This is a genomic window from Candidatus Eremiobacterota bacterium, from assembly GCA_031082125.1.
Classification (GTDB): Bacteria; Vulcanimicrobiota; CADAWZ01; order CADAWZ01; family Ess09-12; genus Ess09-12.
In genome coordinates this window covers 44360-68635 of sequence record JAVHLM010000012.1, presented here as the reverse complement: position 1 = coordinate 68635, position 24276 = coordinate 44360, and the positions used below count along the sequence as shown (strand labels likewise).

Here is a 24276-nt window from a genome sequence, read left to right as displayed (position 1 = left end):
GATTTCCTGAGGCGTGAAGGAGAGTGATTCCAGTGATCGTAGGAAAATCGATACCGCGCAAGGATGCTGAGGACAAGGTGACAGGAAAAGCCCTGTACATCGATGACATCAAGTTCCCGGGAGAGCTTGCGGGGAAGGTGATCCGAAGCCCTCATCCCTGCGCAAGGATAAAGGCCATCGTGAAGGACCCCGCCTTTGACTGGAGTGATATAGTCACTTTCACGGCCGAGGAGATTCCCGGCGAGAATGTCTTCAACAATTTCAACATGGATGTGCCCTTTCTCCCCAGGAACGGCATGGTGAACTACGTGGGAGAGCCGGTCATGCTGCTGGCGGCGCCAGGGCGGAGCAGGCTTGAAGAGGCCTCTTCTCACCTCGCCATCGAATACGAGGTCATAGATCCGGTCCTCACCATTGAGGAGGGCCTCGATAAGAAAAATCTCATCTACGGTGAAGACAACATCCTGAAAAAGTACGAGGTGCTCAAGGGCGATATCCAGGCAGGCTTTGCCGCGGCAGAAAAGGTCCTGGAGGGCACCTACAGGACCTGGCACCAGGAGCATGGCTACATAGAGACGCAGGGCATTGTTGCCGTCCCTGACAGTGACAGGGGCGGCGTCACCATTCACGGGTCCCTCCAATGCCCCTATTATATCCGCCTCGAGGCACAGCGCCTTTTTACCTTTCCGCCCGAAAAGATCAGGGTAGTGCAGTGCACCACGGGCGGAGCCTTCGGCGGCAAGGAGCACTTCCCCTCGATTGTGGCGGGCCATGCGGCTCTCCTGGCCCTCAAGGCGGGGAAACCGGTGAAGATTATTTATGACAGGGTTGAAGATATCGAGAGCACTTCGAAGCGCCATCCTTCGCTTGTGAAAGTGAGAACAGGCACGGACCGCACGGGGAGACTGGTCGCCATGGATGTGGACATCACCTTTGACGGGGGAGCATACTCAATGGCGACGCCGGTAGTGCTTGCCCGCGCCACCATTGGTGGATGCGGCGCTTATAACTGCCCCAATATTCGCATCAGGTCCAGGGCAGTGGCGACAAACAAGGTTCCCACCTCGGCATTCAGGGGATTTGGCGCCCCCCAGTCATTCTACGCCATTGAGCTCCATATGACCAAGGTTGCCGAGGAGCTTGGGCAGGACCCCTATACCTTCAGGAAGGAAAACCTGCTGAAGGAAGGTGATTACACGGCCACGGGCCAGCTTCTGCGCTACAGCGTGGGCCTGGGGCGCTGCATGGAAGCGGTAAAGGATCGCTCAGGCTTTCAGGAGCTTTACAGGAAGTACCGTGATCAGCCGGCGGGGCAGAAGAAGCGCAGGGGAATAGGTATAGCAGCGGTGTTTCACGGTGCCGGCTTCACCGGCAAGGGCGAGGACAAGATAAAGGCGAAGGCGGGGATCACCATCGATCCGGGGGGCCAGGTGAAAATTCTCTGCAGCACCACCGAAATGGGCCAGGGAATGCGCACCATACTGCCGCAGATCGTTGCCGAGGTGCTCCAGGTGCCTGTTGCGTCCGTTGAGGTGGAGAGGACCGACACGGACCTTGTGCCTGACAGCGGGCCTACCGTCGCGTCGAGGACCACCATGATCATAGGAAAGGTGCTCAATGATACGGCAGCAATGCTTATTGAGGAGCTGAAGGCCTCCCTGGCAAAGGAAAAAGGCTATGACACGCTGGAGCTTGACTACCGGCAGGGTGAGTTTCACCACCGGCAGGTCTCCGTGGCCGATTTTTTCAAAGCGGCGGCCATTCACCAGAAGAGGGGAGAGAGCCTCACCTTTTACCGCCAGTACAGCCACCCTCCCTTCATCAAGTGGGATGAGGAGAAATTCCAGGGAGATGCGTACGCGGGGTACGGGTGGGCTGCCACGGTGGCCGAGGTGGAAGTGGACCTGGAGACCTGCGAGGTGGAGGTCGTGAAGATAATTGCTGCCCACGATATGGGCCGCGCCATTAATCCTCGCCTGGTCGAGGGGCAGATCGAGGGAGGCACGGTGCAGTCCCTGGGCTATGCTCTCATGGAAGAGATGAAATACCGGGAGGGGCGCATCCAGAACAGGAACCTCACTACGTACATAATCCCCACCTCAATGGATATTCCCGAATTGGAGACCATCATCGTGGAGGATGAATATCCTTACGGCCCCTTCGGCGCCAAGGGTATAGGGGAGATGCCCCACGTGGTCGTGGCCCCGGCCATTGCATCGGCAATAAGGCAAGCCGCCGGCGTTGATATTGACGAGATACCGGTGACGCCGGAAAAGCTCTTCACCGCCCTGTACGGAGGATCCGTATCATAGAAAAGCCTCGGGTGGGGAACTTCAACGGGAAGGAAGTGAAGCGATGGAGATAACATTCACCGTGAACGGCAGGGAGGTGAAGGTGCACTCTGAGCCTGAGCGCCGCCTTGTGGATATTCTCCGCTACGATCTTGCCCTTACGGGCACAAAGATAGGGTGCGGTGAGGGGGAATGCGGCGCCTGCACGGTTATAATGGATGGCCTTACTGTCAACTCATGCCTTATCGCCGCCTGCCAGTTGCAGGGAAGCGAGGTTGTCACGATAGAAGGCCTCGAGTCATCGGGGAAAATAGGCCCCGTCAAGGAGGCCTTCATCGAGGAAGGAGCCGTGCAGTGCGGTTTCTGCATACCGGGCATGGTGATATCGGCGTGGCATCTTCTCGATAAGAACCCTTCACCAACCCTCGATGAGATTCGTCTGGGCCTCTCGGGGAACCTCTGCCGCTGCACCGGCTACAAGAAGATTATTGAGGCGGTAAAAAAGGCGTCGCAGAAAAGAAAAGGTGGTGAGCTTGGAAAATGAGCGTTCTTGAAGCCTTCTCTCCAGGGAGCATTGAAGATGCTCTTGAGCTGCTGGCCCGCTATGGAAGCCAGTCCATCAGGATTCTTGCCGGCGGCACCGATCTCATGGTCTTTCTGAAGGAAAAGAAGCTTGCCCCCCGCTATCTGCTCAATATCTGCACCGTAAAGAGCCTTGCCGGAGTGAGGGAAGAGGGTGAAAGGCTTGTCATAGGACCCCTCCTCACCCATGGGGAGGCCCACTCCCACCCCCTTCTTTTAAAGCATGCTCCCTTACTTGCCGACTGCTCAAGCCGCGTGGGATCGCCTCAGATCCGCCACAAAGCAACCCTGGGCGGCAATGTCTGCACGGGAAGCCCTGCCGGTGACTCCCTTCCCGCCCTCGCAGTCCTTGGAGCCCGTTTCACCCTCAGCAGGAAGGGGGGCACCCGTGTCGTCGATTTCAAAGAATTTTTCACGGGCCCCCAGAGAACGGTCTGCGCTCCCGACGAGCTGCTGACGGAGATCAGCATTGAGAAGATGCCCGAAGGGCAGCCCTGGACCTTCCACAGGCTTGGCATGAGAAAGGCCCTTTCGGTGACGAAAGTATCTCTTGCAGCGCGGGCCGCCCTGAAGGAGGGCTTTCTCGAAGACGTGAGGATAGCCCTGGGAAGCGTGGCCCCCACCGTGGTGAGGGCGTCGGGGGCCGAGCAGTACCTCTCGGGGAAAGCGCCCTCCCTGCAGGTCAGGGAAGAGGCAGGCCGCCTGATACGGAAGGATTGCAGACCCATTGATGACGTGCGCTCAAGCGGCGTTTACCGGAACCACGTGGTGGGAATTCTTCTCATGCGCTTCCTTGAGGCGATGGATTCCGGCCGGTAAGGCTGGCTATCTCGAAGAGCCTTCTTGTCGGTGAATGGTGGGAGAGAAGGAGGGTGTACTTTTTCCTTGCACCGTAGGGGAGCACCATCAAGAGGTACTGCGTGCAGAGCGAATAGACTGAGCTGTCCCTGTGGAAACGCGAAAGAAGAAGGATGGCTTTTTCTATGTACTCGTTATGGTAGACCTTGGTCCCTGCCGGTGCTATGAGTATGAGCTCCTTGTCGATGAGCGAGAGGGGATCGAGGGTAAGGCTCTTCTCAGGGGCCTTCTCGATGAGGATCTGCAGAAGCTTTTTCATTGCTGTTTCCTCGTTGAAGGCAGTCTTTTCCGAGAGCACCGCGAGATCTTCAAGGGGGAGCGCCAGGGAGCCTCTCATCGCCTCGGGCGTGCTCCCTTTTCCCTGCTTCTCTGAGGCAAGCTGTTTGCGGTGGATACGGAGGAACTCCTGCTCGATGATGGAGATATCAGCTTTCCAGAGAGGCTCTCCAGGCTCCATGAGCTCGATGTGCTCGTCGTATAGCTTCTTGATTTTCGCTTCGATGCTCTTAATATACACAAGCCTGAGCCGGTAGATAACCCACATGGTGAAGAAGAGCGTCACTATGATGATAACATTGAACTGTCGTATCGAGAGCAGCACCAGGCTTGTGAAAATAATCATCACCAGGGCCGAGAATATCTTCACCAGCCTGTAGAACAGGATGTCGATGACGGCCTTGGCCCTGTATTTCTCCTCCTTGGTGCAGGGGATGTAGAGCATCTCCCTGGTGACCTGCGTGATGCCGTACTTGAGGCTCCCGTCCAGGATCTTGGTGATGGTGATGAAGCCTATGACGGGATATACCGTAAAGCCCGAGATGGTGATAAGGTTTATCACCGGCGCCAGGCCCAGGGTGCCGAATACTCCAAGCAGGCGGTAGAAGAAGGGAGCCAGTATCAGGAAGACCAGCGAGAACGTGTTAGCCCAGAAATAGATCGAGGCCATGTAGGCCGTCTTGCTCTCCTTGCCGATAATGGCGTTTTCCATGACTCTCCCGATCTGGTAGTTCACCAGGTTTGAGCACATGAGCATCATGCAGAGCAGGAGGGCAAAATAAAGAAGATAAGGAGAGCGCAGCACAAGGAGGAAGTTGCTGTAGAGCTCCGAGAAGGTCTTCTTTGAGGAGAGATCGAGAGAATCCTTGAGCTCCCTGTGACGGGAAGCCTCTGTCTCCTCGACAAGGCCGTCGATATGGAAGATAAAGAGGATTATCACCACGATAAAGAGGGCTGAGACAGGGAGGAGGTTTTCAGTTTCGGTGAATGATGCCGCCTTCCGGGTGATTAGGCTCCCCAGGGACCCGCCCAGCTGGGAGCCTATCCCCAGGAACCCGTACACGCGCCTTGCGCCGTCGGAGGTGTATATGTCGTTGGTGATGGACCAGAAGAGGGTGACGGTGGCCACGGAAAAAATATCGGACCAGACATAGAGAGTGTAGGCAGCCTGGCTCTTGAGGCCCGCCCTGAACATGAGCCATATGGTGATAAGGTTGGTGATGAAGAAGATCAGCAGTATGGCGGCAAAGTTTCTCCTCCTGAGCTTCCTTACCAGGTAGTCATAGAGGAAGAGAAAGACGAGCGTCACGAGGGGAATGATGATGAAGGCCAGAGGCATTGACTCGGCGCCCATGTACTGGATGAAGAGCGAGTCCTTCGAGGGCTTGATGAGGTAATAGGCGAAGATCACAAAAAAATACAGAAAAAAGACCAGGATGGTTTTCCTGAGCTCCGTTCTCTCTATTTTCAGCGCCCTGCAGAGAAAGTCTTTCACCGCGGACCCCCCTGTCTTCTATTCCCACAAGGGAAGTGTAGCGCTCTTTTGCCCTCTGTTCAATGGAGAGGACTTTAAATTAATGTAAACATTTGACTTACAGGCTGTTTTTCAGGCCGTCACGGAAAATTAACAAAAAACGAGATATGGCAATAACGGTGACACATTCTGGCAATCTCTCTGGGGTATACTCTAGGTGGAAGAAAGATTTGGCGCTGAATCCCGGGAAAGCTGCGCGTCAGTCACCAAGATGAAAGGAGAAAGCTGATGGAAAACGAGATCACCAATCTTTTCGTGAAGCCAATCACCGGCTTCGGAAACCTCAAGGCAATAGCGTCACTCAATTATCAAGGGGTGGTCCTCAGGGGAATCCGCCTGCTGGGAAACGACGGGAATCTGTGGATATCAATGCCTGCCCGCAAGAAGGGGGAGTCATGGGAGGATATCTATTTCTTCACCGACACGGAGCTTCGCAGGCGGGTGCTTGACATGATTACGGCCCGTTACACAGCCGACCTTGTCCCCGTGAGCCACTGAGATCGGGAAAGATGAAGGCGCTATCGTAGAAAAAGGTGCTCCCGGGCTTTCACCTGGAAGCCCGGGACTCCTCCCGCTCAAAGGAAAGCGTGGTGGAGAACTCTCTCGTGAAAGCGCACTTGACCTCGATGAGGCCGTCCTCGCGGTCAAGGGTCTCCGCCGTGCCTGTGATCTCCTTCAGGCGGAACCGGGATGGAAGGTGGAAGATCAGTGAGCATTCCCTGCGTCCCGGGGCTTTGATCTCCACCGTGAGCTCCCTTGTCCGTGGGCTGTAATGGTAGTGCGAGACTTCACAGCCGCCGGAGGTGAGGTGGAGGTCCGTGGCCACAAGCTGGGGGTGAGCAAGAGCCGTTTTTACCACGATGAGCTTTGTGCCATGGGGAGGCACTGAGCGGAAGCTCACCTTTCCCCTGAGCACTCCCAGGAACAGGTCATTCCAGATGTCATAGACCAGGTACTCTTTCTGGCGCATCCCCGTAAAGGCAAGATCAAAGGTGAGGTCCCTGGGAGCATCATCGTGGTTGACAAGGGCCACGACGTGCCAGGCTCCGAAGGGACGCTCGATGCGCAGGTCAAAAACCCCGAGGGGTCTCTGGGAAAAGAGGCGAGTCGGCCTGGCGCTCACGCCGAAGGGGGGGAGCACCTTTGAGAGGAGCAGCCTTCGGTCCGGTGAGAGGGCTTTGAGACTGTCGCTGAGAGATACTATACCGCCCGAGAGTGCCACAATGCTTACCTGTGTTTTCACCTCCTCTTCAGTGAGGCCTGTTTCGGTGTTGCGGACTATCAGGCAGTCAGGATCGTTAATCCACAGGTGCCTGTGGAACAGAGAGCGGGAAAAGGTGTTTTTGAGGGCCCTCGAAAGGGAAAACTCTCCGTACCATGAGGCTCCCACATCGCTGCTGATGCGCATGGCATCAACCAGGCCCATCGAGGGCCCCAGGGGGGCGCCGCAGCCTGTGATAAACCTCTCTCCCACGGCATCCCTTATCAGCTCCAGGCCTTTTCTCAGGCATTGGATGCCCGTCCAGTTTTTTCTGTGCCTTTTTCCTGCCATGGCTGCAATATACAGGAAGTCCACCTTGAAGAACTCGACGCCCCACTCTCCGCTCATCACCCTGAATAGGCGGTCAAGCCACTGCTGGGCTCCCGGGTGCGTGATATCAAGACCGTACATGGTGCCTGTTCTCCATTCAATAAGGGGGAGAGGGTTGTCCTTGTCATCTTTGATCAGCCATGCAGAGTGCTTTTTAAAGAGGGTGGAATTGCTCCCTACCATGAAGGGCGCCACCCAGATACCGGGAGAGAGGCCCTTCTCCCGTATTCTTTCCATCAGGAAGGGCATGCCACTGGGAAACTTTTCTCCGGCTTCAAGCCAGTCTCCCTCGCTTTTCTGGTAGCCGTCATCTATCTGGAAGTAGGTGAGGCCCTCCATTTCCCCGGCCTTTTCAATATTTTCCAGGATCAGTGCCTCGTCGATATGCTCATAAGCCTCATACCATGAGCACCATCCCGCAGGGGTGATCTCCCGGGGACGGCACTTCATCTCGAGGGCGGCGCATTCTGCCCAGAGCGCCAGGGCCTCAAGCCCCGAGGGGGCAATGGAGAGTATGAATTTTTCTCCCGTCATCTTCTTCCCCGGTGCCAGGGGAATGCCTTCCCAGAGGGTGAGGGCTTCAAAAGCTTCAAAGGAGCGCCGGTAGGTGACCCTTATCTTCGAGAGCGCGCTTCGGAACGAGGTGAATCCCGCCATAAGTCCGAAGCTCGGGGCGGACCGGCTTTCCAGCACCGCCATCCAGTGGCCCTCAATGTGCGGTTCCTTTGCAGGGAGGCTGATTACCTGCGTTCCATCCCATGACTGGTAGCCCTGCTGGTAGAATGCGGCATTTCCCATGAGGAGCTCGCCGTCGAGATCGTGCCTTATGGTGAGGGGGGAGAGGCTTTCGACAGGAATGGCATCATTTCCCATGTTGGTGAGGTGAACCTCCAGGACGAAAACCTTTTTCTGCTGGTGGAGCTGCACGGAAAGCTCCATGAGCACCTTTTCTTCAGGGAATTGGGCGGAAAAAAGGTAACCACCCCTGATTTTTGACGCCGTGACAGGCCTTCCTTTCATAAAGAGGCTGTTCACCGATGCCGTGGCCTGGCTGATTATTGTCCAGCCGGTGCTGGTGTCAAAGAGGTCAAAGGTCCCGTTCTCGCAATCAAAACGGAAGCTCTCACCAGTGGTCTCCATGGTGATGAACCGTTCAGGCTCTCTTGCCACTTTAAAGTTCCTGTTCTTTCCTCGCGATTATGAGGGTCCTGGCGGCGCCATCTTTAGAAGGCGCTCCCTTCCAGTCTCTCACTGTCTTTATCGGCACAAGGCCATGCCCCTCCATGAGCCTCAGCAGGTCTGAGAGGCCCTGGGGCTTTCCCTCCATGGTTTTGCCAGAGGGGGCCCCGATCCCTTTTCCAGGCATGCCTTTGACGGGGATATTCTTTGAAGTCGCTTCGCTCTCAATGAGAGTGGCTGCCATGAGCCCATGGCTTCGAAGGGAGGCGGCAAGCCCTGCCATGGCTTTCTGTTTTCCCTCGTCATCAAAAAGACTCACGAGGGTGCCCATGAGCAGGATAAGGTCAAAAGTCCCGCCGTATTCCATCTCCCTGATGTCTCCCTTCATGAACTTCACCTCTACGCCCCTTTTCCCGGCCTCTTCCCAGGCCGCCGAGAGAAATCCCTCGCAGAGGTCCACTCCCACCACCTCGTGCCCCTCAAGGGCAAGGAAAATGGCGTGAGCTCCGCATCCGCAGCCCGCGTCAAGTATTCTCAGGGGGGCCGTGACGCCGAGTTCCCTCATCAGGGCCCCGGCTTCCCTCGCGGCCTTGGCAGTCTTTTTCTCCATAGGGCGTTTCCTTTTCGGAGGAAATAGGTGAGGCTTCATGGAATTGTTATCAGGAACAATTCCGCAGAAAGAAACAAAGACCTTCGTGATAACCCGGCTGCTCTTGGATTCTCCAGAAACTGCGGAACTGTTGCGAAATACTTCATCTTGAAAGGAGCATGCCCATGGATGTTCAGGTTCGCAGCGCCGTCGTATCAGGCTCGTTTTACCCTTATGATGAGAAGTCCTGCGGTGAGATGATTGACACCATCATGAAGGACTTAAAAAGGATTCCCGGCCTGGGAAAAGTGGTGGCAGGAATCGTGCCCCATGCGGGGTGGATATTCTCCGGCCCCACGGCGGGGAAGGTCTTTGCCCAGATTGACAGGGACGTGCCGCACCGCACTTTTATTCTTCTGGGAGCAGTGCACCGCTGGGCGGGAGATGCCGCCTCGGTTTACTCGAAAGGCGCGTGGGAGACTCCTCTCGGCCCGCTTCACGTCAACGAGGAGCTTGCCTGCAGAATGATGGAGTCTCTTGGCGACCTCTTTACGGACAACAGGGGAGCCCATCAGGGGGAGCACTCCATCGAGGTGCAGCTTCCCTTCATTGCCCGCCTTTTTCCCGGTGCCGCCATTCTTCCCATTGCCCTCCCGCCGGGGAAGGCGGCCTTTGATATCGGAAAAAGGCTCGGTGCATTTCTTAAGAAGGAGAGTCCCAATGCAGTAGTGATAGGGACAACCGATCTCACCCATTACGGCCCGTCTTATGGCTTTGCGCCCAAGGGGGTAGGTGATGAGGCGGTAAAATGGTCAAAAGAGGTCAATGATGCTTCAATCATCAAGCTTGCCCTCGAGATGAAGGGCGACGATATATACCCTGAAGCCAGGGCCAATCATAATGCCTGCGGCGCGGGGGCAATGGCAGGCACTGCCGGTGCCGCGCTCTCCCTGGGCGCCACGAAAGGGGTCCTGGTGGAATACACGACAAGCCTTGACATGATGCCGGGAAGAAAAGCCCACGACTTTGTGGGCTATGCCGGAATAGTATATTATTAGGGACAGACTCTTTTATTTGCCTTTGTCAGCAATTGTCTTTATTCTTACGCGTATTGCGATCTCCGGGATTGCTGCAATAAGAAATTCTTAATTGAGGAGGTTTCTTGTGAAAAAAATATCCACCCTCTCTCTTTTGATCCTGCTCTTCAGTCTCTCTCTCCAGGCCATTGCCTGTGCCGAACCCTTCGTGAAGAACGAGGTGCTGCTGCAGAAAGGCGCTGATTCTTATGTGGAGGCGCGCCATATCGTCATCAGGGGTAACAACGAGGAGATAGGAAAGGCTCTCGCTGACATAGCGCAGAAGGACTATGGCGTCAAGGCGCTGGCGAAATACCCCGATGAGGTGTACCGGAAAGCAATCGACATCTACCTTCAGAACCATTACCCGGCCCTCAGGGAGAGGGCCATGGGCGTCGCAAGGTCCTACCATGCAAAGTATGATCAATCATTGTCAATTTTCAGCCAGCTTGCCTACGATGCGGGGCCATGGAACGGATGCTCCAGCGTCTATTATCCTCCTTCATACACCCCCGGAGGCGCCGGGATGCTGGCCCACAACATGGACTATCCCCTGTGCTCCATCAAAAAGCTTCTTAAAATACACGGGGAGGACAGCCCTCCCATGTTCACCAGGAATTACGTAGTGGAGCTTTACCCCGACAAGGGCTATGCCTCCATCGGCGTGGGAACGGGCGACCTGCTGAGCGTGGTGTCGGGTATGAACGAGAAAGGCCTTATAGCAGCTCTCCATACCGATAACTATACGATGATCAACACCGATCCGAAGCCCGACATTTCGGGTCTTATCTTCCCGACACAGGTCGTGAGGTATATACTCGACAATTGCAGAACAGTGGAAGAGGCGAAGATTGCCGTCCTGAATCACAAGCTTTCTCTCACCTTTGAGCCGGCCCATCTCCTGATCGCTGACAGGGAAGGGAAATCCCTCGTCGTGGAGATAAATCCGAAGAATATGAGGGTAGAGCTCACTGAAAACAGCGGGAAGCCTCAGCCCTTCACCAATCATCCCCTCTACCGCTTCAGCGACCCCCAGGAATTCCCCTCGTACGGGCCACTGGAGCTGGACAACACCTTTATGCGCTACAACCAGCTTTCAGATCTCCTGAAAGGGAAAAAGCAGTTCAGCCCTGATGACGCCCTCGCCAACCAGGTGGCGGTCCTTGCACGCTGGAACAATCCAAAGAGAGGGATGGCAAACCCGACGATTCCCAACAGGACCATATGGACTGATATTTTCGACCAGAAGGATCTCACGATGAAGGTCAGGTTCTACATGAAAGACAGCGCCGCCCAGGATGATCTGGGTGACCCGCAGTCCCTGGTCTTCTCGGACTTCTTCAGGTTCGCCCTCAAGAGGTGAGGCTCCCCGCTTCGCTCCGAGACATTGAGCTTTTCAGCTTTTCGCACGACCAGGACAGGATGCTGCTGCAGGGAGTGATTCATATGCTGCCTATACCCAAGATTCTTCTGAGATCTTCGGAAAGAAGAATCGTTTATCAAAGACGCTTACGCAAATAATGGCTGGCATGAGTGCATGAGGATTTGGTGACCGATGAAGATACTGCTTATTCAGCCCGCTAAGCCCGAAAAGGCGCTGGGAGGAGAGGATTTCTCTATTTTTGAGCCCCTGGCGCTTGAATACCTTGCAGCAGGTGTTCCAGATGGTAATGAGACCCGCATTCTCGATATGCGGATCGAGCGAGATCTCGATTCGGTCCTTCGCGATTATCGTCCTGATGTTGCTGGCATCACTTCCTATACTGTGCACGTGAACACGGTGAAGAGGCTTTTCAGGCAGATCAAGACATTCAATCCCGATATTGTGACAATAGTTGGAGGACACCACGCGACGGTCATGCCCGGGGATTTTTGTCTCCCTGATATAGATATAGTGGTGGTTGGCGAAGGCGTATTTCCTTTCAGGGAGATTATTCTGCGGCTGGAAAAAAAGATTGCTTTATCGGGAATCCCAGGGGCAGTCCCCGCGGGAGAGCATGCCATAGTCATACACCCTGTGGATCAGGCCATCGATCTGGACGACCTCCCTTTCCCAAGAAGAGATCTCACCGCAGGTTACAGGAAAACCTATTTCAGCGAATGGATGAAGCCTCTGGCTTCAATCCGGACATCGAAGGGCTGTCTCTTCAGATGCAGATTCTGCGCCCTCTGGAAATTGACCGGCGGTCGCTATCTTACCAGGAAGCCGGAACATATCGTGGAAGAACTGGGCACTATAGAAGAGAAATGCGTATTCTTTGCTGATGATGAGTCACTCATTGATGTAAAACGCATGGGGATACTTGCCGATCTCATCGAGAAAGCCGGGATAAAAAAACGCTATTTTCTGTATGGGCGAAGTGACACGATTGCGAAGCATCCCGAGCTTGTCGAGCGGTGGAAGAAGATAGGGTTGGAGCGCGTCTTCGTGGGGCTGGAATTCTCCAGCGACGATGACATGAAATCCATCTCCAAGGGTTCGACGGTGGAAAACAACAGAAAGGCCGTCAAGATACTCAAAAGACTGGGCATTGATATATTCCCCACGTTTATCCTGAAGCCCGAATTCGACCGGAGTGATTTCACGAATCTACGGGATTACTGCCTTGAGCTGGAACTTGATTTTATCGGCTTTTCAGTGCTGACTCCCCTGCCGGGAACCGACCTTTATACCGAAGTCAGGGAAAGCCTTATCACCTCCGATTACGACTTTTTTGATTTCTTCCATTCGCTCCTGCCTACAAGATTGCCGATAAAGGACTTTTATAGAGAGGTGGTTACGCTTTTCAAGCGCTCAAGGTCGGTGAAGAGCCAGTTCAGGCTCCTGAGTAAATATCCTCTCCGGGAAATGCCGTCACTTTTCAGAGCCTATGGAGATTTGTTGAAGCGGCTGGGCACGCTGGAGCGGGATTATCAGGCATGTTCCGGGCGCCATCCTGATTAACTCGGAGTCCAGGCTCATGGCCGAGGCGACATGATGAATCTTCTCCGCGATTTTTTCGGTGTTGCCGGTCATTGAATTATAAAGCACGAGAATCTCACGACGGCCTCTCAGTTGTCCGAGGGGATGGGAGTTCCCTCCTGGATGCGCTTCACGTCGGTGATGGGCGTTTCTTCGTCTTCCTTGGAGTTCTTCAGAGAGAAGGTGACGGATTTTTCGAACTCCTTGATCCCCACCTTGACCACGATGCGGATCTTGTAAAGCCCGCTGTCAAGCGCGTCGGGGAGAAAGCAGAGCCATGTGTCGTTGATATAGGGGCCCCAGATGTAGCGCTCAACCTTGGAAGCCTTTAATATCTCCCTGTTTTCCGTATTGTAGAAATGGAGCAGGAGGTCCCTGTCCTGCCCGCGGAGCCCTGCGCCGAAAGCCTGGAGCACGTTTATCCTTATGTTCTTCCCTGTCCTGAAGAAGCTGTGGGGCTTGCAGAGTGGGTCATCGGGCTCTGAGAGCACGATCTTGGTGATGGCAAAGTCGGTGCCCTGGGGATTCACCTCCCCTGCGAAGGCTGCGCTCCCTGAAAGGGAGAGGATCAGGAAGAGCGCTCCGATGAACAGAAGACAACAGTATGTTTTCATGGTACCTCTCCTCTCAAGTGAATCATCGTTCTATTCAATGGCGTGGCCTGTCATTCCTTCGTGGCGGCGCCGGCCATTCTCTTCTCTCTCCATGCCTTCTCAAGGTCGTCAATGTCCTTTTCATCTCCTACCATGGCCTTTCCTTCAAAGAACTTGGTGCCCTCTAGGATGATCTGTGAGTTCCTGGCCATCTCGTGCTTGATGCCCCTGATGCCGAAGATGAGCACAGGCTCGTCACCGATGGAGGTGTAGCGCTTATAAATAGTGCCGTCAAGGGGATCACGGTAGCGCTCGTAAAGAAGGACGGCTTTTTCGCTCAGCCCCACCATTACGCCGTTTTTCTGGCGCAGGGCGAAGAATGAAAGGGCGTCAGGGTGAGCTTCCCTGATATAGGCATAGTCTTCGGCGTGGGGGGTGACCCAGAGCCCTTCCACGAGTCCCATCCCCCTGTCGGCGGCCCTCAGATAGCCGCCGGGAGTGAAGCGCTCGAGGTTCAGGTAGAACCTGTCCATCTGGCAGATGGTACCGGCGCTGATGCCGTAAAGGTTGGTACCCAGGGAAAGGGCCTCCTTGAAAAACTCGCTCAGCCGGTAGAAGCGCAGCCTGTTCACGAGGACATAAGTCCTGCCGCCGAATATGAATATGGTGGCGCTCGAGAGCAGTCGCTCCTTGAGGTCATTGCGCTGCTCCTGGTAGAGCTGCGAGCGCTGGATGCCGCTCTCCTCAAGGAAATACTCCTCGATGAACTGGCAGATGGAAAAAATCTCCTGGTCCTTGAAGACCAGGTGATCTACCAGGGCCCTGATCTCCTTGCAGAGATCCCTGTCAAATGGACTTCCCGAAAGGCCTCTGAGGTCCATGAGCTTTCTTGTGGCCGCCTCTTTGTCCACATTGGTCACAAACATGTCGGGATCATCGGAGAAGCTGCCGATATGGTAGAAGTCAAATATGGTGAGGTTGGGATAGGTCCTTCCCAGGTCTTTCGCCATCTGGTGGACGCTTTCGACGTAATGGCTGTTCTTTACCAGGTAATCCTGCTTGATGGCCTTGATCTGGTCCTGTTTTTCCGTGTATTTCCTGTAAAGCCAGTGCTCCCGCTCCTTGAAGGTATTGAACATGGTCCACACCGACAGGTTCTGGATGTTCCTGGGAAAGTCTTTATCCCATCTCGCATCGATGGAGACGTGCTCGAACATCTCGATGAGGTGCCGGTCCTGGTGCTCGTGGCCTTTCTGGAATGCCGCCGTCACAAGGAGCACCTTCTTGCTCTCGTTGATGGCAGGCTCGAAATGGCGGGGATTCTGGATCTGCTCGCGGCACATCTTCACGAGGTCTTCTTCCTTTGAGACATTGCCGTTCAGGAATATCCACCCGAGGACCTTATCCTGGAAGAGCCTCGGGTAGGGCGGCTTTTCTTCTGCCGCCGGCGGTGCCTCAACGTTTCCGGCGGGGTGGGCAGGTGGGGCTGCGGGAGCTTTTTCTTCGGCCATCGGGCTTTCCTCTCCTTGGTAGGGGATTGTATGGACTCCTCTTCTCCTTTTTCATGGCTTCTCCTCCCCGGGGGGAGGGAAAGAAAAGCGGGGGCGGAAGGAACAGATGGAGGCTTCACAGAAACGAGGACAAAGAGGTGCCTATGAAAAGGAACGCTTTGACTGTCATCGCGGTAATCATTGCAGCAGCGCTGTGCTCATTCTTCCCTTCAGCAGCGGGGGACGAAGCCTCCCCCCTCGTTACCCTGAGGGGGGACTGGATGGCCATGGGGATGAGCTACGGGAGGCAAACGGCCCCCCTCATAAGGGAAAACTATGACGCTCTTTTTGAGAAATGGTCCAGTAAGCCTTTCGGCAGCGAATACCTCAGGGCCTGCCTTGGGAGATTCCGGCTTCACATAGAGGCTTTTTTTCCTCAGGAGGCGCGCTTTATAGACGGGATAGCCATGGGCGCGGGAAGCGTGCTGGCAGAATCACCCTTTTATGCTGAGCTCCCCGACAGGGAGAAGATTCTCTTTCTCACCTGCTCCCGCGAGCTCTTCACCTATGACGGGTGGCATGGCTCTGCTTCAGGAAGGGCGTGGGGTGCCCCTCCCCGGGCAGATGATCCCTCCCGGGGCCTTCTATGGACTCTTGATGCCTCCCGCACCTTTTCTCAAGATACCCTGGCAGGATTTTCCCGCGATCTCTCCTGGTGCCCGTCACTGAAGGAAGTTACCCTTCGGGTGGTTCCCGCCGAGGCCTGCTCCCGCCGCTTCATCACCACAGTCCCTGCAGGGTGGGCAGGGAGTGATTTCATTATGAATGAGCATGAGTTTATCTGCGGCTACCTCCCCCTTGGGGGCTCCATACCGGCAGGGAAAAGAAAAGAGATGGACTGCGGCGTTCCCCCTGCCGTGGCGAATCTTTACTGCGCCCTTTTCTGTGACGGCCCGTCGGAATCTGCAAAGGTTATCTCTGAAGGCACGGCTCTTTACAGGAAAAAGACGGGACGCCGGACCCTTCTGCACGCGGGAAGGGGCTCTTATCTTCTGGTGGACCCGCGGGAGTCCGTTCTTGTCGAGAGAACAGCCCGCCATTATTACTACGGTGCGCCGGTCAGCACAAGGGGCTTTTCGGCAGCGCGCAGTTCCTTCTCCTTTCCCGACAGCTTCAACGAAGAGGGGATGAGAACCCTCCTGCCGATGGGCACCTACGGCTCATCCTCCGGGGCGGCAGGTGCCGATAAGGCGGGCCATGCACTTCGTCTTTTGAGCCAGACGCTTCTTGCATACCCGCAGGGCCCTTCCGTCGCTGAAGCCCGCCGCGACTTCGCGGCAGCCATCGGGGAAAGCCGTGTCTTTTCCGCCAGTTACGTGGTGCTCAAGGCCCTCTCCTTTGAGCAGCTCTCATCTTCGCCCCCGGGCGGAACCTGGAGGAAGTTCACTTTCAGCCAGTGAAGAGGAGTTTGCAGTATCGAGGAAGAAGGAGCATAAAAAGACTATATTTCCAGCAGGTACATTGCCATGAGCATGATTGACACTTTAAGGATAAAATCCGCCATTCTGGATAATGAAAGGGACATCTTTGTACTCCTTCCCCCGGGCTACCACGAAGAGAAAGCCTCATACCCCGTCTTTTACATGCATGACGGGCAGAACATATTTTCCACCCATGGAAACTGGTTTAAAAAGTGGAATATCGACCATGAGATGGAGAAGCTTTACCGTGACGGGGCCGCCAATAAGATGATTATTGTCGGCGTCACCCATCTCAACAAAAGGGAGTACGAGTTCACCCCCACCTTTGACGCCCTGGTGAACTCAGGGGGCGGCTCCCTTCACTACCTCCGGTTTCTGGCAGAGGAGCTGAAGCCTCTCATTGAGGATCGCTACCGTGTCAAGGGAGACAGGGAGCACACTGCCATCGGCGGCTCATCGCTGGGCGGCATCATTACGCTCCAGGCTGCCATAAGCAGCAGCGACGTCTTCAGCAGGTTCGCCGTGGTATCACCTTCAATGTGGTGGGATTTCGGCGTGATGCTCGAGAAGGTAAGGGCCTGGACTCCCCGTCCCGGCACTATCAAGCTCTGGGTGGACATAGGCATGAAGGAAGGTCCAGGCTCCCTGCTTCTTGATGATATTCTCAAGGAGATTTACAATCCCGTCAATTTCTGCAGGGTTCTCTGCAACCTCCTTTTATCGAAAGGCTTCAAGCTGAAGAAGACCCTGATGTACACCGAGGATCCTGAAGGCCTCCACGATGAGCATGCCTGGGGAAGACGGTTCCCGGATATGGTGAAGTTCTTTTTTCCCCTGGCCCATGAAAGCGCAGCACAGGGCGCCATGAAAAAGGCGAGGGAAGTGGTGGCTGACAAGTGATGCCCTTGTGTCCCGGGGGGGCTTTTATGCTATAATAGGGAGGCAGGCAAGAGAAGCTTCCCGCGCAGTGAACACCAATCAAGCGCTTCCAAAGGAATGGAAAAATGGACAGCACCGATCAGGCACCGGATAGCCCGGAGCCGACACCAGATACCCCGGAACTGACACCAGATACCCCGGAACCGACATCAGATACCCCGGAACCGACATCAGGCCCGCAGGATCCGAAAAAATACAAGAAGGTCTTCACCTTCACAAGAAATGTATCACAGGACTCCGTAGGTATAGTAGCAACCTTCAAGGTAAACAAGCCATTGAAATCCTTTCTGACTGCCTCTGCGTCTGCCGAGCAGGGAGCGCCACCCCAGGCACAGGGATCTCCGCCTCCGCCCCCCCCCGGCGTGGTGCCCTCATCAGGCGCGTCTTCAGGTCCTGCTCCCCAGGGCTCCCCGCCGTCACAGGGGGGCGCTGCCGCTCCAGGCGTGGGATTACCCGGTCAGTCGGTTCCCGTTCCGCCCTCAATGACGAGCAACCCGCTCCCCGAGGCTTCGGATTCGGCGACGGGGGGGACTGCCCATCCCAAGGTACTTATCACGGCTCTTAAGGAAAAGCTTTCCTACATGATGGAGTTTCAGACCAAGGTGAACAATCTCTCGCAGCATCTCAGGAAGCTCATGGAAGCGAAGGCCCGGGCCGGCGGAGGCGCACCGCCGCAGGACCCGCCGCCCGGGAAGTAATCTGGCCGGGGAAGAGCCTCAAGGTTATTCTTCGCTTTTTTCAGGTTTTTCCTCAGGCTGAGAGGGGGAGGCTTTCTCCCGGGAATCGCCCTTCCAGAGGTCCATGAGGGCCTTGAAAAATGATTCTCCCCCATTGAAGGGTGCTATCTCGATCTTGAGGCGCTCGCCGCTATCCGCCGTTACCTCGATAATGTCCCCCGTGAGGGTCTCCTTGCGGTGCTCCACATTCCTGATATCCTTGATGGCGAGCGCCGTCGTCGCGCCCTGCTTGTGGTAGAGGACCCTCTCAGTGGTGAGTATCGCTGCCTCTGATCCGTCCATTTTTGTCGTCTCGTCATAGTATGCCACCAGTTTCTCGGTGCCGTTCAATACCTTGTGGCTCTCGAGGTAGTCAATGGCATATTTATCCATCTCATTGGCCATCTTGACGCCGCTTTCAGGTCCCGAAAAGAGCCATACAAGGGCGTAGGCTACCACTCCGGCGGCGAGGAGCAGCACTATTCCGCAGCCTATGGCTATCGGCTTCCAGTTAAAGGGCTTTTTCTCTTCCTTCTCCTGCTTCTCTTCCAATCAGCTCCCCTCCTTTACCATCCGCACGCTACTCTGTAAGCATGCTCATACTGCTCTGCGCTCATGTCCCAGGTGAACCGCCTGGACATGGCATTCCTGATAAGACTCTCCATGTGATGTTTCCTGTCAAAATAGGTGGCCACTGCCCACTCGACGGTATGATAAAGGGCATGGGCGGAGAAGTCGTAGAACTTGAAGCCTGTGCCGCCCCCGGTGTTCTGGTCATAGTTCTCCACGGTGTCGTTGAGGCCGCCGGTGGCCCTCACGATGGGGAGGGTGCCGTAGCGGAGCGAGTACATCTGGTTGAGGCCGCATGGCTCAAAGAGGCTCGGCATGATGAAGAAGTCGCTTCCCGCCTCAATGAGGTGAGCAAGATCTTCGGAGAATCCGATGTGGGCCCCCACCATGTCGCCGTATTTATGGGCCATGTGGTTGTAAAAGACCTCAAGGTCCTTTTCGCCGGTGCCCAGGATCACGAACTGCATATACATATTGTTGAGCATCGGCTCCAGCACGCTCGCGAGAAGGCCGTAACCCTTCTGGGCCGCAAAGCGGCCCACCACGCCGAATATGGGCACGTTGTCATCCTGGTGAAGGCCGAAGTGCTGCTGGAGCAGGCGCCGGTTCAGCCATTTCCCATGGCGGTTGTCAATATCGTAGTGGTGGGGCAGATAGTGGTCATGCTCGGGTGACCACACGTCATAATCGGCGCCGTTCAGTATCCCTCCGAAATGGTCCCCTTTCATGCGGAGATTCCCGTCGAGGCCGTAGCCCCTCTGCGGCGAGGTGATCTCATGGGCGTAAGTGGGGCTTACCGTATTCACGACGTCGGCGAAATAGATGCCTCCCTTGAGGAGATTGATGGCGTCATCATGCTCAAACTTGTTGAAGGTGAAATGATCCCAGCCTATGCCGAAGTAGGGGTAGTTACTCTTGTGATAGAGGCCCTGGTAGGCGAGGTTGTGAATAGTGAGGAGGGAGCGCACATTGTCAAGCACCGAGTTGTGCCAGTTCCATGTGCGCAGGTAAGCGGGCGCGAGGGCAGTCTGCCAGTCATGGGCATGGACCACGTCAGGCCTGAAGCCCTTGTCAAGGCAGAGCTGAAGGGCCGCCCTCGCGAGGAAGGAGAACCGGAGTGGATTATCCTTGTAATCCCTCATTGCGCGGTCATTGTAAAGGCCATGGCGGCCGAAGAACTCGTTATGTTCTATGAAATACACGGGGACGCCATCCTTGAAGGATCGGTGCACGGCACACCATTCCTGGCCTCCTCCCATCCATACTCCCATGGGGCCATGGAAAAACTCCATGGGAAAACGGCCTGTATCAATATCACCGTACAAGGGAAGCACGACGGCCACCTGGTTGCCTCTCCGCTGGAGCGCCACGGGGAGCGCCCCCACCACGTCGGCAAGTCCTCCCGTCTTGATGTAGGGGGTCATTTCTGAAGAGATCATTAAGACGTTCATTGTCTACCTCTTTTCTATGGAGAATGTCCTTGTCAATAATTACTACGGTCCCCGGTGACTATCCTGTATGGCTCCCTTTTCCCTTATATTTCTGATGAGAGGGATGAGGGCTTCTGCTATGATGCGGTGTCCCTCAGGACTGGGATGGCCGTCAACTCCGCCTGCCATGAGAGGTTTCTTCCCCTTTTCCCTGATATATTTTTCAAAATCTCCCGTAGTGTCAGCAAAGTAAAGTGAACGGGCCTCCCTGTGCTTTTTGATGGCCGACAGGAAGGCCTTGTCGGGGCCGTCCACACCCGGTACGGAGGGATCGTCGCCCATATAGGGAACATAGCACACCACAAGGCGGGCATGCATGTCCCTGCATCGCGCGACCATCCTGTCCATAAGGAATTCCATGGCCCTTCTCCTGCAGGTTTCGTCGCCGGCTTTCTCCATGTATTTTTTCTCAAGAGTTGCCCTGTCTTTTTTTGCGAGGAACAGCATATCTCTTTTCACCGCCCAGTAAATATCCTTGAGCCCGAAGGAATGGTCGAGCATCACCTCCTCCATGTAGCGGAAATAATCGTCCGACGCAGAGAGGGGCTTTGCGATGAAGGGATTGCCGTCACTGTCAAAGTCAACAAAGGCAACAGGCCTGCAGTAAGGCGAGAGGCAAGGCGCACCGGGGAGCATCGAGCGCTGCACCTGGTCATTGATGAAGGTATAGAGCACAATCCCCGGCTTCAGGTCGCTGAACCTGTCTATTGAAAGCAGGGCGGCAGTGGTCCCGTAGCTTGCGAGGCCCACGTTATAGACCGAGAGGCCTGTCTTTTTCTCGATCTGCCTGCAGAAAGTGTCGCAGTCATCGACTCCATGGCCCCATGTGAAGGAGCATCCCGTGGCAAGTATATCAACGTGTCCCGGAGCAGCGCTCCCTTTCCGGCTTTCACTTACCCGGGCGCCCCTTGAGTCGGTATAGACCCTGTAAGCCGGCGCCGTGATATGCTCCATGAAGATGCCGCCCTTCTGTGAGAAGCCGATAAGGGCGTCTTCCCTGATGAATGAGTCTCCGTGGTAATCCTGCCTGTTCCTGCGGTAGAAATCGTAGGCCTTCACGGTGTAATAAAGCGAGAACACCATAAGGAAAAAGCAGGCCAGCACAATGAAGGTGAGGGCCTTAAAGAGCGCCGCGCGGTTGTTTTTCATAGAGTGAGCCTCGGGAGTGCCTGGTGCTTTCCAGACTTTTCTCGGTGCCAGGGCTGATCCCCTGCGATGAAAAAATGGCCACATCAAATAAGGCGATGAAATTATACTCAGAATGGCAGTTGCTTATATATAAGAGGAATAATTACTCATAAGCATATTTGTGCCGGGAAATTTCTTTTCATTGCTCTCGCAGGCTATAGTAAATTAAAGTCCGTTGTGAAGAGGATATTTTTTAAGAATGTGTAATTTTACCATGAAATATGGTATCATGAGAGAGTAAATAATACTCTTATGTGAGAAGTAATCTGCAGAACAGGGAGTATTTTCTCGGTTTGGCCTGATAGCCTGTCAGGTGAGAATTAACCGCTGAGGGGGGCATGCACCATGGGAGCTCTCAGAACCAATGGCCGGCTGGCGAAGGGGAAGCTCTACCGCCGCCCTTCAAGAGGGTTCACTCTGTTGGAGCTTCTTACAGTGCTCTTCATAATCGCCACCCTTGCCGCCATCATGGTCCCCAATGTGAGGCGAGCCCTATGGAAGACGCAGGCAGTCTCATGCAAGGCAAACCTCAAGAACCTTGCCACGGCTGTAACTCTTTATGGTAATGACTACGATCAGAATTACCCGGCGACGCTCAGCAAGGTGACGCCCACTTACATAAAGATTATTCCCTCGTGCAACGCCACGAGCACCGATACCTACACGGCCGGCTACGAGATCTCCGACGATTTCCGCGCTTTCACCATAAGCTGCAAGGGGACTAACCATGCCTCCTATGGGTACGGCGCCGATGAGCCCTATTACAACAATTCGATAGGCATCATGCCTTCCGAGTGACAGGCGCCCTCACCCCGCGCAAGAGGCATTCTGATCCCCGGGCACTGCCTGCTTGTCGCCATCTGATTTTTAATTCAGATCCAGGCCATTGACAAATAATGGAAAATGCTTTATAATTTAGATAGAAAGTGTAATAATAACACTAAATTATACGCAGGGAGGGACGCCATATGTTTGGAATCAAGTATCTCAAATCTGCACCCACGACTTATATCTTTCATTATGGGGGGGGGCGCCTCAGGCGCCAGGGCCCCGGCCTCTCCTTTTTCTATTACGCCCCTGCTTCCGTCATAGTCTCGGTGCCCCTGGCAAGCCATGACCTCCCTTTTGTCTTCCAGGAAGTGACGCGGGATTTCCAGGCCCTCACTGTCCAGGGGCAGATCTCATACAGAGTGCTCGATGCAGGCCGACTTTCGGCCCTGCTGGATTACAGCATATACCCCGACGGGACCTACCTCTCTGACGATCCCACCCTGCTGGAGAAACGGCTCGTCGATTACACCCAGATAGCGGCCCGGTCGTTGATCCAGGGAATGATGCTCAGGGAGGCCCTGGTAAGTGTCGAGAAGATCTCGGCAGAGGTGATAAAAACCCTCAAGGAGTCTGAGCAGGTGGCCCTCCTTGGCACGGAGATAATGAGCTTTTCAATCACCTCGGCAAGGCCTTCGCCGGAGATGGCAAGAGCCCTGGAGGCTGAAGCGAGGGAAGCCCTCCAGGGGAAAGCCGATGAGGCCATTTATGAAAGAAGGAATGCCGCCGTGCTCCAGGAGAGGCGCATCAAGGAAAGTGAGCTTGCCACCGAGCTTGCTGTCGAGGAAAAGCGCCGCCAGATCCGCGAGTCGCAGATGGCAGCAGACATTGCCGTTGAGGAGCAGCGCTCCCAGCTCATTTCCAGGCGTGTGGAAAATGACCGTTCTGAGGCCGATGCCCGTGCCTATGCCCTGGAGGCGACCCTCAAGCCGGTAAAGGATGTTGACTGGAGGACTCTCATGGCTTTCGGGGCAGGCAGCAGCGACCCGGGTGTCATGATTGCCATGGCCTTCAGGGAGCTTGCCGAGAATGCCGGCAAGATAGGAGAGCTGAACGTGAGCCCCGATCTTCTCAAGACTCTTCTGGGAAAGGGGAAGTGACCTGTGGAAGGATTTGACAAGATTGTCGTCGTGACGAGGAAAACGAGGCTCGAGGGGCTCATGGAGCGCTTTGTCACCGCGGCCCAGGCCAAGTTTTACATAGAGCACGCGGGGGGCGATTTCTCTGAATACAGGGAGGAGCATGACACCTATATGAGGTCCAGGGAGCAGGTCCTCCGCGCCCTTGACATGGTCCTCAAGCTCCAGGTCATTGACCGCGGGCTTGTACCCACCTATCTTTTCGCCAGCAGGGACATAGTGGTGACCATCGGGCAGGACGGCCTCGTGGCAAACACGGCCAAGTACGTGGCGGGGCAGCCCATCGTGGCGGTGAATCCTGATCCCGGGCGCATTGACGGCGTGCTCCTGCCCTTCAGGCCTCAGGATGCCCGCGGTGAAATCGAGCGAATCCTCAAAGGCAGGGCGCACCTCAGGAAAGTGACGCTTGCCGAGGCTCAGCTCAACGACGGCCAGAGGCTTCTCGCCTTCAATGACCTCTTTATAGGGGCGTCAAGCCATGTCTCCGCCAGATACCATATCAGGTGGCGGGGGAAGAAGGAGCCCCATTCCTCGAGCGGGGTCATAGTCTCGACCGGTGCCGGCTCGACGGGGTGGCTCTCGTCACTCTTTACGATGACCAGGGGCATCGCCGCATTTCTTGGGGGGGAAAGCCCCGGCGGGATTACCATGACCTGGGATGAGGAAAGGCTCATTTTCGTGGTGAGGGAGCCCTTTGTGAGCAGGCATTCAAAGGCTGATACTGTGGCAGGTATACTGGAGCGCGCAGAGGTGCTCGAGCTTGAATCCCTGATGCCTTCGGGGGGAGTGATTTTCAGTGACGGAATAGAGGCTGACTACCTGGCCTTCAATGCCGGGGCCCTCGTGAGAGTGAAGGCGGCGGAGCAGAGCGCCTGCCTCGCAGCAAGGGAGGCAGGCCGCTGAT

21 protein-coding genes are annotated in these 24276 nt (G+C 55.4%); 13 read left to right on the top strand and 8 right to left on the bottom strand.

Annotation, left to right across the window (positions count from 1 at the left end):
* The first annotated feature begins 32 nt into the window (after positions 1–32).
* From RDV48_14700 to RDV48_14690, 3 genes are read left to right on the top strand one after another with little or no spacing between them, the layout of a single operon-like run.
* A complete protein-coding gene (locus RDV48_14700) occupies positions 33–2312 on the top strand; it encodes a xanthine dehydrogenase family protein molybdopterin-binding subunit (protein ID MDQ7824047.1) in 2280 nt (759 codons plus the stop codon).
* 43 nt (positions 2313–2355) lie between these two features.
* Positions 2356–2835, top strand: a complete 480-nt coding sequence (locus RDV48_14695; GenBank protein MDQ7824046.1) for a (2Fe-2S)-binding protein — start codon at positions 2356–2358, stop codon at positions 2833–2835.
* The gene (locus RDV48_14690) at positions 2832–3692 is read left to right on the top strand and encodes a xanthine dehydrogenase family protein subunit M (GenBank protein ID MDQ7824045.1); all 861 of its coding nucleotides are present in this window, start codon (positions 2832–2834) and stop codon (positions 3690–3692) included. The genes RDV48_14695 and RDV48_14690 overlap by 4 nt, the downstream gene beginning before the upstream one ends.
* Here RDV48_14690 and RDV48_14685 read toward each other — a convergent pair.
* Positions 3655–5502, bottom strand: a complete 1848-nt coding sequence (locus RDV48_14685; protein ID MDQ7824044.1) for an Npt1/Npt2 family nucleotide transporter — start codon at positions 5500–5502, stop codon at positions 3655–3657. The two genes, RDV48_14690 and RDV48_14685, sit on opposite strands and share 38 nt — an antisense overlap.
* A 267-nt stretch (positions 5503–5769) precedes the next feature.
* Here RDV48_14685 and RDV48_14680 point away from each other — a divergent pair, with 267 nt between their 5' ends.
* On the top strand, positions 5770–6039 hold the full coding sequence (locus tag RDV48_14680; protein ID MDQ7824043.1) for a septation protein SpoVG family protein: 270 nt from the start codon (positions 5770–5772) through the stop codon (positions 6037–6039).
* Positions 6040–6088: 49 nt separating this feature from the next.
* On the opposite strand, the gene RDV48_14675 is transcribed toward RDV48_14680, so the two are convergent.
* On the bottom strand, positions 6089–8302 hold the full coding sequence (locus tag RDV48_14675) for an alpha-galactosidase (protein ID MDQ7824042.1): 2214 nt from the start codon (positions 8300–8302) through the stop codon (positions 6089–6091).
* Between the two features lies 1 nt (position 8303).
* On the bottom strand, positions 8304–8921 hold the full coding sequence (locus RDV48_14670; GenBank protein ID MDQ7824041.1) for a class I SAM-dependent methyltransferase: 618 nt from the start codon (positions 8919–8921) through the stop codon (positions 8304–8306).
* Positions 8922–9085: 164 nt separating this feature from the next.
* On the opposite strand from RDV48_14670, the gene amrB reads away from it, so the two are divergent.
* From amrB to RDV48_14655, 3 genes are all read left to right on the top strand, one after another.
* A complete protein-coding gene (gene amrB, locus RDV48_14665; GenBank protein MDQ7824040.1) occupies positions 9086–9958 on the top strand; it encodes an AmmeMemoRadiSam system protein B in 873 nt (290 codons plus the stop codon).
* 106 nt (positions 9959–10064) lie between these two features.
* Positions 10065–11339 carry a C45 family peptidase gene (locus tag RDV48_14660; protein MDQ7824039.1) on the top strand — a complete coding sequence of 425 codons (1275 nt, stop codon included), beginning with the start codon at positions 10065–10067 and terminating at the stop codon, positions 11337–11339.
* A 192-nt stretch (positions 11340–11531) separates the two neighbouring features.
* Positions 11532–12920 carry a radical SAM protein gene (locus RDV48_14655; protein MDQ7824038.1) on the top strand — a complete coding sequence of 463 codons (1389 nt, stop codon included), beginning with the start codon at positions 11532–11534 and terminating at the stop codon, positions 12918–12920.
* Positions 12921–13027: 107 nt separating this feature from the next.
* On the opposite strand, the gene RDV48_14650 is transcribed toward RDV48_14655, so the two are convergent.
* Both RDV48_14650 and RDV48_14645 read right to left on the bottom strand, forming a co-directional pair.
* The gene (locus RDV48_14650) at positions 13028–13552 is read right to left on the bottom strand and encodes a hypothetical protein (protein ID MDQ7824037.1); all 525 of its coding nucleotides are present in this window, start codon (positions 13550–13552) and stop codon (positions 13028–13030) included.
* Positions 13553–13602: 50 nt separating this feature from the next.
* Positions 13603–15042 (bottom strand): Type 1 glutamine amidotransferase-like domain-containing protein, encoded by a 1440-nt coding sequence (locus RDV48_14645; GenBank protein ID MDQ7824036.1) that lies wholly within the window; start codon positions 15040–15042, stop codon positions 13603–13605.
* A 143-nt stretch (positions 15043–15185) separates the two neighbouring features.
* Here RDV48_14645 and RDV48_14640 point away from each other — a divergent pair, with 143 nt between their 5' ends.
* The 3 genes from RDV48_14640 (at position 15186) to RDV48_14630 (ending at position 18139) form a co-directional block, all read left to right on the top strand.
* The gene (locus RDV48_14640) at positions 15186–16481 is read left to right on the top strand and encodes a hypothetical protein (protein ID MDQ7824035.1); all 1296 of its coding nucleotides are present in this window, start codon (positions 15186–15188) and stop codon (positions 16479–16481) included.
* A 66-nt stretch (positions 16482–16547) separates the two neighbouring features.
* Positions 16548–17402, top strand: coding sequence for an alpha/beta hydrolase-fold protein (locus RDV48_14635; GenBank protein MDQ7824034.1), 855 nt, complete (start codon positions 16548–16550; stop codon positions 17400–17402).
* Between the two features lie 104 nt (positions 17403–17506).
* Positions 17507–18139, top strand: a complete 633-nt coding sequence (locus RDV48_14630; GenBank protein ID MDQ7824033.1) for a hypothetical protein — start codon at positions 17507–17509, stop codon at positions 18137–18139.
* 24 nt (positions 18140–18163) lie between these two features.
* Here the strand turns inward: RDV48_14630 and RDV48_14625 are convergent, their stop codons facing one another.
* Genes RDV48_14625 through RDV48_14615 form a run of 3 tightly spaced genes read right to left on the bottom strand, consistent with a single transcriptional unit; the run spans position 18164 to position 21366 of the window.
* Complete coding sequence (locus tag RDV48_14625) at positions 18164–18709, bottom strand: hypothetical protein (protein MDQ7824032.1); 546 nt, start codon at positions 18707–18709, stop codon at positions 18164–18166.
* 14 nt (positions 18710–18723) lie between these two features.
* The gene (glgA, locus tag RDV48_14620; protein ID MDQ7824031.1) at positions 18724–20178 is read right to left on the bottom strand and encodes a glycogen synthase GlgA; all 1455 of its coding nucleotides are present in this window, start codon (positions 20176–20178) and stop codon (positions 18724–18726) included.
* A 42-nt stretch (positions 20179–20220) separates the two neighbouring features.
* Complete coding sequence (locus tag RDV48_14615) at positions 20221–21366, bottom strand: SGNH/GDSL hydrolase family protein (protein MDQ7824030.1); 1146 nt, start codon at positions 21364–21366, stop codon at positions 20221–20223.
* A gap of 384 nt (positions 21367–21750) precedes the next feature.
* Between RDV48_14615 and RDV48_14610 the strand changes: the two genes are divergently transcribed.
* From RDV48_14610 to RDV48_14600, 3 genes are all read left to right on the top strand, one after another.
* Positions 21751–22203, top strand: a complete 453-nt coding sequence (locus tag RDV48_14610; protein ID MDQ7824029.1) for a prepilin-type N-terminal cleavage/methylation domain-containing protein — start codon at positions 21751–21753, stop codon at positions 22201–22203.
* Between the two features lie 170 nt (positions 22204–22373).
* The gene (locus RDV48_14605) at positions 22374–23333 is read left to right on the top strand and encodes an SPFH domain-containing protein (protein ID MDQ7824028.1); all 960 of its coding nucleotides are present in this window, start codon (positions 22374–22376) and stop codon (positions 23331–23333) included.
* Positions 23334–23336: 3 nt separating this feature from the next.
* Positions 23337–24275, top strand: coding sequence for an NAD+ kinase (locus tag RDV48_14600; GenBank protein ID MDQ7824027.1), 939 nt, complete (start codon positions 23337–23339; stop codon positions 24273–24275).
* The last annotated feature ends 1 nt before the right edge of the window (position 24276 follow it).